We start from the raw sequence: 12098 nt of genomic DNA on the forward strand, positions 1-12098 counted from the left end.
TTCCTTCCCGTGCACGGCGAAATACTGTGCAAGCTGCAAGCGTAGTGGCACAAATCATACGCATACTGAGCAACCTGCCCGCACGGCATAAGATAGATAGCTATCGCCGCGGCCGGTTTACGGCATCCACCCTTCACGGCATCCCCAACTTCAAAGGTGTCTTTTCCATGACCACCCGAACGTCCGCGACCGGTTCCGCCGGATCCGCTGCAACGGCGCCGGCAGGATCTCCCCCGGTGCGCAAGATGCGCCCCCGCCACCTGGTCTTCATGAGCCTGGGCAGCGCCATCGGCACCGGCCTCTTTGTCGGTTCCGGCGCCGGAATCCAGGCAGCCGGACCCGCCGTCCTGCTCTCTTTCCTGATTGCCGGCACCATGGTCATCCTCGTCATGCGGATGATGGGCGAAATGGCCGCGGCAGACCCCAGCAGCGGAGCTTTCTCCGTGTACGCGGAAAAGGCACTCGGACGGCCGGCCGGAACGACCATCGGCTGGCTGTGGTGGCTGCAGCTGGTGATCGTGATTGCCGCGGAGGCAACAGCTGCCGCAGCGATCGTTGCATCCATGTGGCCCGGTTCGCAGCAATGGTTGCTGGCGCTGGTGTTCATGAGCCTGTTCACGGCCATCAACCTGGGCGGTGTCGCCAGCTTCGGTGAGTTTGAGTACTGGTTTGCACTGCTGAAAGTCCTGGCGATCGTGGCGTTCCTCGCCGTCGGCATCGCATTCATTGCCGGCTGGCTGCCCAATGTGCCGGCCCCCGGACTCAGCAACCTCACCGGCAACGGCGGCTTCATGCCCCACGGCTTGAGCGGAGTTGGTGCAGGACTGCTGCTGGTGGTCTTCGCGTTCGGCGGCACCGAGATCGTGGCGGTTGCGGCAGCCGACACTGAAGAGCCTGAAACCAATATTGCCAAGGCCATCACGTCGGTGGTCTGGCGCATCCTGGTGTTCTACATCGGCTCAGTCCTCGTGATCGTCACCATCCTCCCGTGGGACAGCGACTCCCTGAGCACCGGGCCCTTTGTGGCCGCCCTGGCACAGGCACGCGTTCCGGGTGCCGACGTGGTGATGGCCGTGGTGATCGTCGTGGCCCTGCTCTCGGCCCTGAATGCCAACCTTTACGGCGCCTCCCGCATGGTGTTCTCACTCGCAGAGCGCGGCAGGGCTCCCCGGGCGCTCGCCCGCAAGGGCACCAGCGGTGTGCCCCGTGCCGCGGTGGCTGCTTCGGTGGCCTTCGGTTTCCTGGCCGTGGCGCTGAACTATCTGTACCCCGAAACGGTTCTTATGATCCTGTTGAACCTGGTCGGCTCCACCTGCCTGGTGGTCTGGGGAGTGTCAATTGTTTCCCAAATTATCCTGCGGCGCCGTGCCGAATCCGCAGGCGTGGAACTGCGCTTCAAGATGTGGGCGTTCCCCTGGCTGTCCTATTTTGCGCTGGCCCTGCTGGCCGGCATTGTGGTGCTCGGCTTCCTGGACCCGGCGGTCCGGATCCAGCTGCTGGCAACACTGGCCCTGACCTGCGCGTTGGCCTTCGCTGCCTGGCTGATGGACCGCAGCGCAGTGAAGCCCGGCGGCCGGATTAAATAGTCCCGCACTCCGCCGACAGATCTTTTTCGGACTTAACCGGACCCGGAAATTTAAGGGAATTAAAATATGCACCGCGCAGAGTTTGCCCGGGAAATCGTACGAATTATCATTGCGGAATAACAGGCAGAAAAATCAGCACCTTATAACCCGGATCGTCGTTTTTTGTCTCCGGACCCGCGGCCGCGAAGGAGAGCGTTGACTCGCTTCGCGGCTGCGGACGTTACAGAGAACTGTGGACCGCACGGGCCCTGATACTGCCGGCCTGTGCGGGGGTCCCTGCTTTACCGGCCTCTGATCTACCGGCCTGTGCTCTACTGCCCCTTGCGCTTTTTGGGTGCGAGCTCTGACTCAGCACTGATCTTGGCCCTCTTTTCGGCCCGCTTGTCCTTGATGGACTTGCCGGGCTTCTTTTCGTTTGAACCCTGCGGGGATTTACCTGACAATTTAGGCTCCTCTGAAAGAACAAATACGGATAGTCCTGACCTTACCCGGTATAAAAATAAAAGCCAGTCCTCACCTCGTTTCACCTTAACCGCCGTGCGGAAATGTACTTTCCACGGACTGACTTTTTCGAAAACCCAGCCGGAGTCCCGTAATAAGACGCCCTCGCAGCGCTTGGCGGGCGGGCCGCGGTGGCTCCTGGCCGGTCCGGAACAGCTCGGCACGCGGAGGCAGCCATTCGGGCAGAATGTACGTACCGTATGTTCCGGGGCGGCGTTGCCGACGACGGATTCCCCCTGCCGAACCCGCCCGCTCCTGGACCCAGCAAGCATTGGAGCATCGACGTGGCCGAAACCCCTGTCCCCCTGCAGATACAAGCCGTGGAAGGTGTCAGCCCCGGCCTGTTCGCCGAAATCATCCAGCCGGACGCCGGCGCGCGGCCCATGCGGCCGGTGCTGCTCCTGCACGGCTTCGCCTCGTCGTCACAGCTGAACTGGCACAACACCGGCTGGGTAAACACGTTGACCGCCGCAGGGAGAACGGTCATCACCGTGGACCTGCCCGGACACGGGCGCAGCACGGCACCCGCAGATCCGGGCGCATACCGTCCCAGCCGGATCCGGGCGGACCTGCTGCAGCTGCTCACGGATGCCGGCGTCCTTCCGCTGACCGAAGCGGACCCGGCATCGGGCGTGGATATTGTTGGCTATTCGCTGGGCGCCCGGCTGGCCTGGGAGCTGGGCGCCACCCAGCCCGAACTGGTGCACCGCATGGTCCTGGGCGGTCCGGGCAGCAGCGATCCGCTGGCTGATTTTGACCTGGCGGCTGCGCGGGAGAGCCTCGCGGGGCACGAAGAGGCGGCCGACGGCGTTACGGCCGAATTGCTGCGCATGGCGCAGCTGGTTCCCGGCAACGACATGGCAGCCCTGCTGGGAATGGTGGAAGCAATTAAGGAAGAACGGTTTGTTCCGGCCGGTGCCGCTCCCCGGATGCCGCTGCTGCTCGTGGCCGGAGACCGCGATGAGTTTGCCGCCGGGATCCCGGAACTGGCAGAGCTGTCCGGCCGGGCAGAGGTGCTCCGGCTGCCGGGCCGGACCCATGCCAATGCCGTCACGTCACGAACCTTCAGGCAGGCCGCTGTCTCGTTTCTTGGGTGAGAAACGGGGTATCTGACATCCTCAGCTACCGGGGAGTTGTGCGGGAAGGCATATTACGAGTTGATAAACCCGGCACGGAGCTGCGCGCTGCCGCCAAGTCGGCAGGATATGATGATTTGGCGAGCAGAGCACAAATGATTTCATCAGGCTACTGATTAAATCGTTTTCCGTGACGGCACTGGGACCCGCCTGACGCTTTGTTCCCTTTCTTTTCGAATGACCCTCAAGGAGGACACCCGTGGATGTACTCCTTGGGCACCGGTACCGGACCGTTGAGCTTCTGGGCACCGGCGGTGCTGCTTCGGTGTACCGTGCGGTGGACGAGAACCTGAACCGGGAAGTTGCCGTCAAGCGCTTCCATCCCAATTCCAGCGATGACGATGAGTTCCGCCGCCAGCAGACGGAGACGCTGCTGCTGGCCACCCTGAACCACCCCGGTTTGGTGACACTGCTGGATGCCGGCACTTTCGAAGAGGGAGACGGCCGGGCATCAACCTATCTGGTCATGGAGCTCGTGGACGGTCCTGATCTCCGCAAAACGCTAAAGTCCGGCCCGCTCACGCCGTCCGGTACGGCTTCTCTGGGAGCTGATCTGGCTGACGCGCTGAACTACGTGCATTCAAACGGGGTCATTCACCGGGATGTGAAGCCCGCGAACATCCTTTTGTATCCGCAGGCGGAGAATGACACCCGCCTCTATCCCAAGCTGACGGATTTTGGCATTGCACGGGTAACGGACGCAACGCTGGCCACAGCACACGGTGCCACCATCGGCACGGCAAATTATTTGAGCCCGGAACAGGCGCTGGGCGGCGCGGTTGAACCGCGCACCGACATCTATTCTTTGGGCCTGGTGCTCCTGGAATGCCTGACCGGGGAAAAGGCCTTTCCCGGGCCTATCGTCGAGTCCGCCGTCGCGCGTCTGGTCCGCGATCCGGAGATTCCGGCGGAGCTTGGAACCGAGTGGGTGGACCTGTTGAAGTCAATGACGGCACGGACCGTGGAGGCACGCCCCGAAGCCCACGATGCCGCGTGCACCCTCCGCACCCTGGCCGCTGAATCGGACGCGCTTCAGCATGCCGTTGCTTCTGCGGATTACAGTCCTGACGACGCCGTCACCGGCGGATTCACCACCGGGAACATCTACATTCCCCTGCCGCCGGCACACGCACCGAGCCTCTAAAAGGGCCGCGGCGGAACCGGCAACCACACAAAGACGAAGCCCGGACCGATCTGCCGGTCCGGGCTTCTTCCATCCGCTGTGCGGTTTGTCCTACTTGGATCCTTCGGCCGACTCCTGGTCTTCCTCCGGCTCAAAATTCGAGGGCTCATCCGTGGATGCGGCGGCTACGCCGTCCTCGGAGTCAGGGATGGTGCCCTCAGGACCCGTGGTCTTTTCCCCGCCCTTGGACTGGTCCTCGTTGGGGTTCTTTTCGCTGCCCATGGTGGGTCTCCTCATCCGCTGCGGCTCCCGCCGACTATTCCGGCGCTTCCTACGATACTAAGGCACCTGAGCATGGAGGGGACAGCGGAGCGGGGCCGCACCGTTCCCAAACCGGCCGCTGCAGCCGGTCCGGGAACGGTGCGTGCAGATCCTCAGGCGCGGCGGCGCCGGGACGCGACAGCCCAGCGGGTGATCAGACTTAGGACCAGCAGCGCAGCAGCAGCCCCCACCGTGACCATGAAAGCCGCCTGGTGGCCATGGCTGTCCGCGAGCCGGCCGGCAAGGGCAGCGCCCAGCGCTGTTCCCGTCACTACTCCGCTGGCGAGCATGGTCATGACCGTGCCCATCAGGTGACGGGGCGCCACCACCGCGCCAATGCCAAAAATACTGACCATGGTGGGGCCCACCGGAAGGCCCAGGACAAAGAGCGCCACCAGCATGGTGGGAATGTCCGCGGGGAACAAAAGGAGCACTGAGAACGCCGTCATGGCAGCGGCAGCAGCCATCCAGCGTGCTGCCGGCCCGAACCGTTCGGGCCAGAAGGCCACGGACAGAGCTGCGCCGGCCGAGCTGATTCCCATCACCGCATACAGCAGGCCGGCGGCGGAGGAGATATCGAAGAGTCCGCCGAAAGCCGTGAGGCTGGTCTGTGTTCCGCCAAAGAACGTTCCCATGGCCACCATGCCAAGGACGGGCAGCGCAATGAGCAGCCAGTCGGCGCGCGGCTCGGCAGCGGCGGGTGCGGTTTCTTCTCCGGCGGCAGCGGCAGCGGCATCCCGTCCCTCGCGGGCAGCACGTGCAGCACGGGCCGGAACCACGGTGCGGACCGTGGGATGCACGGCAAAGGCACTCACCATGCTTAAGGTGAGGACGGCCGCAATGGCCAGCGGGAGCCAGGGGGCGACGGCGGCAGCCAGCAGTCCGACGAGCGCCGGGCCGAGCACAAAGCTCAGTTCGTCCGCGGTTCCTTCATAGGACATGGCGGTATCCAGGTCCCGGTTACCGGCGGATTTTTTGCCTGACGTCATGGCCATCCACCGGACACGGGCAAGCGGCCCCACCTGGGGGCAGGTTGCTCCCATGACGAAGGCAGCGGCGAGCGCCGCGTAGGCGTTGGCGGCATCAGGCAGCTGGAAGGCCATGTACAGGGTCAGTGCGATGGCCAGCGGATTGACCACGGCGGCGGTCAGCAGAACCGGCCGCTGCCCAACATGGTCCGCCACATAGCCCAGAATGGGGGCACCGAGGGCCGAGCCGAGTCCCACGGCTCCGGCGGCCAAACCTCCGGTGGCATAGGACCCGGTGACGCTCGTGACCAGGGTCAGAGCACCGATGGTCAGCATGGCCAGGGGAAGCCGGGCCAGAAAGGCGACCGGGACAAAGCCGCGGCCCGCCATTGCGAAGATCCGGGCGTAGCGGCCGGTGGTGTCTGCGACGGCCTGGTCCCGAGCCGGGTCCTGATCGGGAGCCTGAGAGGCGAGCGAAGATGATGACAGGTTATTACTCATGCGATGTCCAGTTACGTTGCATCGCGCATCGTCCCCCCTCCCGATGCGCCGAACCCGGTTACCTATCAAGCTTACCTTTCCGGCGGGATCCCTGCAGCCCGCCTACACACCCACGGGGATCCCTGCGGAGAAGCGGACGGAGGAGCCGTTGCGCCCCTTCGTGATCTGCAGCTGCGCGCCAATCCGCTGCTTCATCTCCGCCACGTGGCTGACCAGCCCCACTACCCGGCCGCCGTCGCGCAGTCCTTCCAGCGCGTCCATGACCTGTTCCAGGGAGGTCTCATCCAGGCTGCCGAAGCCCTCATCCACGAACAGGGTCTCGATGCTCACGCCTCCTGCTTCCTGCTGCACAACATCGGCCAGCCCCAGGGCAAGGGCCAGTGACGCCATGAAGCTCTCGCCGCCGGAAAGGGTGGAGGTGTCCCGGTGCTGGCCGGTCCAGGCATCAGTGACGTGCAGGCCCAGTCCGGACTTCCTGTTGCCGGCCGTGGAGTCACTGTGCACGAGGGCGTACCGTCCGCCCGTCATTGCTGACAGCCGTTCAGTGGCCGCGGCGGCCACCTGTTCCAGGCGTGCAGCCAGTACATAGGTGCTCAGCGTCATCTTGTAGCCGTTCTCCCCTCCCCCGCGTGCAGTGTCGGTGACTGAGCGCAGAAGGTTGTACCGCTCCTCCAGCGGGCGGATCCGTTCGGCGGCCGCTGCCAGCTCCAGTCCGTAGGATTTCAGGGCCCTGGCGGAGGACTCCAGCAGGCCAAGCCGGACCGAGCATTCCGTCAGCCTCGTGCGGGCGGACGCAGCGGCGTCAGAGGCCAGGACCAGGTCTTCCTCCTCCGGCACGGGCAGGGGCTCGCCGTCCCCGTCCACATCGGCCGCCGAGTCCTCGCCCTCGCGGCGCAGGACCAGGCGCTGGGCCTCCTGGTCGTAGCGGGTCACTGTGAGTTTGGCGTCAGCGGCGGCTTCCTCGTCCAACAGGGCTTCGCGCACATCCTGAACGGTGCCGAACTCGGAATCGCGCAGCCGGGCCGCCAGGTCGTCCTCGGCCTCAGCCGCGTTGTCCCGTGCCGTCTGCAGCTCGGCGAGGGAGCGGCTTGCCTCGCTGATGAGGGAACGCAGCCCGGCAAGGCAGTTCACCCGCTCGGAAAGTGTTGCGAAACCGTCGCGGGCAGCCTGCACACGCCCGGCGAGGTCCGTGATCCGGCGCTCTGCCGAGAGCCGCTGTTCCTCAGCCTGTGCCGCGGCAACCAGCGCGGCGGCGGCTTCTTCGGCCAGGGTGTCCAGGTTCCGGGTCAGCTCCGCACTGCGCGCAACGGCGGTGTCCAGGGCGGCGGCCGCAGCCTCCGCCGCCGCCAGGGAACGCCCGGCTTCTTCTTCCCGGGCCCTGGCTGCCTCCGCATCTCCGTCACCGCCCTGAATCCGCAGTTCAGCGAGGCGGAGGTTGTCCCTGTCCGCCTGCAGCCGTGCAGCTTCATATGCGGTCTCCGCGGACCGGGTGAGCCGGCGCGCCTCGTCCTCATCCTGCTTGGTAACGGCGCTTTCACCGTCGGGCAGCGCAGCCGGAGCGGGATGAACACTGCTGCCGCAGACCGGGCACCCCTGCCCGTCCTCCAGCCGTCCCGCCAGCTCCGCTGCCGCCTGGTCCAGGCGGCGCTGCTGCAGGTCCTGCCATGCCTGACGCAGATCCTGGTAGGTGCCCCGCAGGCGCACCGCCTCTGCCTCGGACTCTGATGCGGTGACGGAAGCCTGCGCATATTCGCTGACGGCGTGTGTCAGGGCACGCGCACGGTCCACCTCTTCCTGCGCGGACTGTCTCCGGGAGGCCTGCTGCCGCAGCGATTCCAGTTCCCGTGTCACCCCGGCCTGTTCAGCACGAAGAGCTTCCCCCGCGGACTCGGCTGCAGCTGCAGCTGCCCGGTTGGCATCACGCCGATGAACAGCGTCAGCGAGCTCCGTTTCCAGGCCGCCGATGCGTTCTTCCTCGGCCAGTGCAGCTTCGGCGGCACCCAGCTCAGCGGTCAGCCGGTCCTGGGCGGCCAGCAGGACCGGTGCAAAATCGCCGTCCGCCGCCGTGGTTTCGGTCAACCCGAACCCTGCTGCCAGCGCATGCCCCAACAGTGCCACGCGTGCCTGCCCCGCGGCTTCCTCGCGAAGCCGGAGACGCGCCTGGGCGGTGTCGCCGGCCCGGACAAACCCGCTCAGCGACTCGGCGCGCAGATGGCGTTCGAGTGCCTCGCGGACGGGCTCCACCTGATCCCGGCGGGCGGCGTGGGCCTGTTCATCACGTTCGAGCTGTTCCCGGGCGATGCCGCGGGTTCGACGCGCTTCCAGGTCCGACCGCGTGTGCTCCGCTTCCCGGAGCGCTGCGGTGAGAACCGCATGCTCTTCCCGGGCAGCCTCCGTACGCGCTCCCAGCAGACGGCGGATTTCCTCCACGCCGGCGGCCTCTCCGCTTCCGGGCTGAACTGTTGCTGCCTCTCCGCCTGGGTTTTGGGCAGTCTCTTGGTCAGTGTCTTGGGCGGCACCGTCCGCATCCGCTGCGGCGTCCTCCGTCCAGCGCTCCATTTCGTCGCGCGCCCGGCGCATCACGTGCTCGCTTTCGGCCCGGGCGTCCTCCAGTTCGCGCTCAGCGACGGCAAGATCCGCCTTGAGCTGGGCTTCGATGTTCTCGAACCGTGTTGTGCCGAACAGTTTCTGCAGCAGCGCTGACCGGCTGGCGGCGTCGGCCTGCAGGAAGGCCGCGAAGTCTCCCTGCGGCAGCAGCACCACGCGGGTGAACTGTTCCTTATCCATGCCCATCAGGGCCCTGATTTCAGTGCCTGCTTCATCATTGCGGGCGGTCTTTTGGATCCACTGTCCGTCCACGAGCTCGCGGAGGGTGGTCTTCGCCTGCTCGAGTACGGTTTTACCGGTGCCGCGCTTGGCCGGACGGTCCCAGGCCGGGGTGCGCACCACTTCGAAGCGGCGGTCTCCGGAGCTAAACTCGCACAGGACCTCCGGTGAGGTGTCCGGCGCTGCGTGGTCGCTGCGCAGCCGCTTGGAAGTTTGCCGGGAACCGGGAACGGATCCGTACAGGGCATAACAAATTGCGTCCAGGATGCTGGTTTTCCCGGCCCCCGTGGGTCCGTTGAGCAGGAACAGACCGTGGGCGCCGAGTTCGTCAAAATTAATGACCTGCCGGTCCGCGAAGGGACCGAAGGCCTGGATTTCCAGCCGGTGGATCCTCACTGTGCTGCCTCCGATGCCTGGACCTTGGACAGGACTTCAGCGAAGAGTTTTTTCTCCTGCTCATCAGCCTGCCGCGAGCGCACATGGTCAAGGAACCCGCAGCAGATCTCCAGGTCATCAGTAGCCCGGGCCAGCCGCTGGCTGTACGTCTGGTTGGCAGTGCGGGGCCCGGACGCCGGTTCAAAGGAAAGCACCAAAGTATCGGGGAAGCGGGTGCGCAGCCTCTCCATGGCCCGGGCAGGACGCTCGTCGTCGGTCAGGGTGACCTGGCAGTACGCATCTTCGGCCTCAGTGAGGCCGGGATCTGCGAGCAGCTCATCCAGCGTCCCCCGCAGCACCGCCAGCCTGCGCGGGGCAGGCCACAGGACCGGTTCCACCGACACCAGGCCCCCGGCGTCGAACTCCACGAGCAGCCCGCCTTTCTGCTGGCGTGCCTCGGAGAAGGAGTACGGCAGCGGGGAGCCGCTGTAGCGGACGGACGGGCTCAGCTCCTGCCGGCCGTGCAGGTGACCCAGCGCGGTGTAGGCAAACGAGTCAAAGAGGTCCAGCGGCACGGCACCCACGCCGCCCACCGTGAGGTCCCGCTCGCTGTCCGTGGTGATGCCGCCGCTGGCAAAGACATGCGCCATGACCACGGGGTGCACCGGCGCTCCGTCCGCGGCCCGGTGCTGCACGTCTTCCCGGATCCGGCGGACGGCCTCGCCGATGACGGTTTCATGGTGCGGTGTATCTACTTCCAGCTCCGGCGCCGCCAGCCTCGGTTCAAGGTAGGGGATGCCGTAGACCGCCACCGGAATACCGCCGGTTTCCAGCAGGACCGGATCCGGAATCTCGCTGATCCGGGTCCGCAGATACACGCCGCCGCGTTCGAAGATCCGGCTGCCGAAGCCGAGGCGGGCAGCGGAATCGTGGTTCCCGCTGGAGAGGATGACCTTTGCGCCGGCAGCGGTGATGCGGTCCAGGGCTGAATCCAGCAGGCGGACGACGTCTACCCCCGGCAGTGCCCGGTCGTAGACATCTCCGGCGATCAGGACCGCGTCCACCTCCTGCTCACGGACCGTCTCCACGAGCCGGTCGATGAACTGCTGCTGAGCGCTGAGCATCCCTACGCCGTGGAAGGAACGGCCCAAATGCCAATCGGAGGTGTGCAGTATTCGCATACCAACAAAACTACATCGCCGCGCTGACACTCCCCGGACAGTCTAGTGACGGACGGTACCCGGGCGGCCGCCGTCGTCGTCACCGTCGTCATCACCGGCGAAGAACCCGCGGGCGTCGTCGTCGCTCTCCCGGGAAATCTCGTTCGGTCCCGCGGCTGATGCGCCCGCCGTTTGAGCAGCGGTGCCGGACGGATGCTGTGCCTTGGCCTCCTCAACGGCGTCGCCGGCCGGCGAATCCCCGTCTTCATCGGCCTCATCATCGGAAGCCTCATCAGCGGCCGGCGCTTCATCAGCGGCCGGGGCATCGGAAATGCTCAGGTCGATGCTGCGGTAGATGAGTCCGGCGATCAGCGCGCCCAGGACCGGCGCGGCCCAGAAAAGCCACAGCTGCTCCAGTGCTTCGCCGCCGGCAAAGACGGCGGCGGCCGTGGAACGGGCCGGGTTCAGGGAGCCACCGGTGATCGGGGCGAGAATGCTGAGCAGGACTGCATAGGTGACGCCGACGGCGAAGGCCGCCGAGACAGCGGGAATCCGGCGGGCAGCGGCGCCCAGGAACACGGCAACCAGCAGCGCAGTGGCCACCACTTCGGCGAGCAGTGCACTGGCGAGCGGGAAGCCCAGCTGGTAATCGGTGCCGTAGCCGTTGGCCAGCACGCTGAAGATCTGCCGGGTGTCCGTCAGCTCAGGATGTCCCTGAAAGAGGACCCACAGGATGAGATAGGCCAGGAGCCCGCCGATGAGCTGCGCCGCAACGTAAACGGGCAGCGCTTTCCATGACGTGCGGCCGGCAGCGGCGCTGCCCAGGCTGATGACCGGGTTGAAGTGGCCGCCGGAGACATAGCCGAAGGCAACCATGGCGGCGGCCGCAGCGAGCCCGACGCCCAGCGGAGAGGAGATCCCCCCGGTTCCGCTGAAGACCGCCACAGCTGTTGCGAAGACGAGCAGAAACGATCCGGCGCCCTCCGCGACGCTGCGGCCCGGCAGCCCGAAGTTGTGCAGCGGCTTGCGGGATTCAGTGCGGGCGGCCGGTCCTGCAGCGCGTGCGCCGCCGGCGGAGATGGGTTCGGGATTCATGGGTAAAGGTGTTCTCTTTCCTTATCGGTGAAACTTCTTCCGGTTCCAAGCAAACTCAGCCAGCTTTCCATTTCCCGCTGTGAACCAGCTGGGGACCCGCTGGTCCGCAGGCTCGATATGCTGGAACCGTGAGCGTGAACCCTGAACAGTCATCTGCCCCCGACCCTTCCCTGCCCGGGTCCGGCGCGGCTTCCTCCCATCTTCCGCGCAATGGCCAGTCAGCAAAAGTGCTCGGCTGCCTGCTGGGCGGAGCCCTGGGCGATGCGCTGGGCTATGCGGTTGAGTTTTCCCGCCTGCCTGAGATCCGCAGTACCTTCGGTCCGGACGGCCTCCGGGACTTTTCCGTCCTGCCCGCACCGGTTCCGTTTTCCGATGACACCCAGATGACCCTGTACACGGTGGACGGGCTGCTGGAAGCGCTGGAATGGGCCAACGCGGGCCTGGGCGCCGATGAAACAGCCTGCCTGTGGCTGGCCTATCTGCGCTGGCTGAAGACCCAGGGCATC

Annotated in this window: 10 protein-coding genes; 4 read left to right on the forward strand and 6 right to left on the reverse strand. The window is 65.8% G+C overall.

Features of this window, described 5'->3' with window-relative positions; translation table 11 throughout:
* Window positions 1-245 precede the first annotated feature (245 nt).
* The gene (locus tag QMA10_RS13795) at window positions 246-1586 is read left to right on the forward strand and encodes an amino acid permease (RefSeq protein WP_290169229.1); all 1341 of its coding nucleotides are present in this window, start codon (window positions 246-248) and stop codon (window positions 1584-1586) included.
* Between the two features lie 311 nt (window positions 1587-1897).
* Here QMA10_RS13795 and QMA10_RS13800 read toward each other — a convergent pair whose 3' ends face one another.
* Window positions 1898-2029 (reverse strand): hypothetical protein, encoded by a 132-nt coding sequence (locus tag QMA10_RS13800; RefSeq protein ID WP_290169212.1) that lies wholly within the window; start codon window positions 2027-2029, stop codon window positions 1898-1900.
* Between the two features lie 342 nt (window positions 2030-2371).
* Between QMA10_RS13800 and QMA10_RS13805 the strand changes: the two genes are divergently transcribed.
* On the forward strand, window positions 2372-3184 hold the full coding sequence (locus tag QMA10_RS13805; protein WP_290169213.1) for an alpha/beta fold hydrolase: 813 nt from the start codon (window positions 2372-2374) through the stop codon (window positions 3182-3184).
* 238 nt (window positions 3185-3422) lie between these two features.
* A complete protein-coding gene (locus QMA10_RS13810) occupies window positions 3423-4367 on the forward strand; it encodes a serine/threonine-protein kinase (protein WP_290169215.1) in 945 nt (314 codons plus the stop codon).
* A 90-nt stretch (window positions 4368-4457) separates the two neighbouring features.
* On the opposite strand, the gene QMA10_RS13815 is transcribed toward QMA10_RS13810, so the two are convergent.
* The 5 genes from QMA10_RS13815 to QMA10_RS13835 all read right to left on the reverse strand — a co-directional run bounded on the left by QMA10_RS13815 (window position 4458) and on the right by QMA10_RS13835 (window position 11592).
* Complete coding sequence (locus QMA10_RS13815) at window positions 4458-4628, reverse strand: hypothetical protein (RefSeq protein WP_290169217.1); 171 nt, start codon at window positions 4626-4628, stop codon at window positions 4458-4460.
* A gap of 152 nt (window positions 4629-4780) precedes the next feature.
* Window positions 4781-6136, reverse strand: a complete 1356-nt coding sequence (locus QMA10_RS13820) for an MFS transporter (RefSeq protein WP_290169219.1) — start codon at window positions 6134-6136, stop codon at window positions 4781-4783.
* 102 nt (window positions 6137-6238) lie between these two features.
* Window positions 6239-9358, reverse strand: a complete 3120-nt coding sequence (locus QMA10_RS13825) for an SMC family ATPase (protein ID WP_290169220.1) — start codon at window positions 9356-9358, stop codon at window positions 6239-6241.
* Entirely contained in the window at window positions 9355-10518 is a 1164-nt protein-coding gene (locus QMA10_RS13830; RefSeq protein WP_290169222.1) for an exonuclease SbcCD subunit D, read from the reverse strand. The genes QMA10_RS13825 and QMA10_RS13830 overlap by 4 nt, the downstream gene beginning before the upstream one ends.
* 42 nt (window positions 10519-10560) lie before the next feature.
* Window positions 10561-11592 (reverse strand): aquaporin, encoded by a 1032-nt coding sequence (locus QMA10_RS13835; RefSeq protein ID WP_290169224.1) that lies wholly within the window; start codon window positions 11590-11592, stop codon window positions 10561-10563.
* A gap of 170 nt (window positions 11593-11762) precedes the next feature.
* Between QMA10_RS13835 and QMA10_RS13840 the strand changes: the two genes are divergently transcribed.
* Window positions 11763-12098: ADP-ribosylglycohydrolase family protein (locus QMA10_RS13840; protein WP_290169231.1), on the forward strand; the 336-nt coding region annotated here is incomplete at its 3' end.

Source organism: Arthrobacter sp. APC 3897, assembly GCF_030407495.1.
Taxonomy (GTDB): domain Bacteria; phylum Actinomycetota; class Actinomycetes; order Actinomycetales; family Micrococcaceae; genus Arthrobacter_B.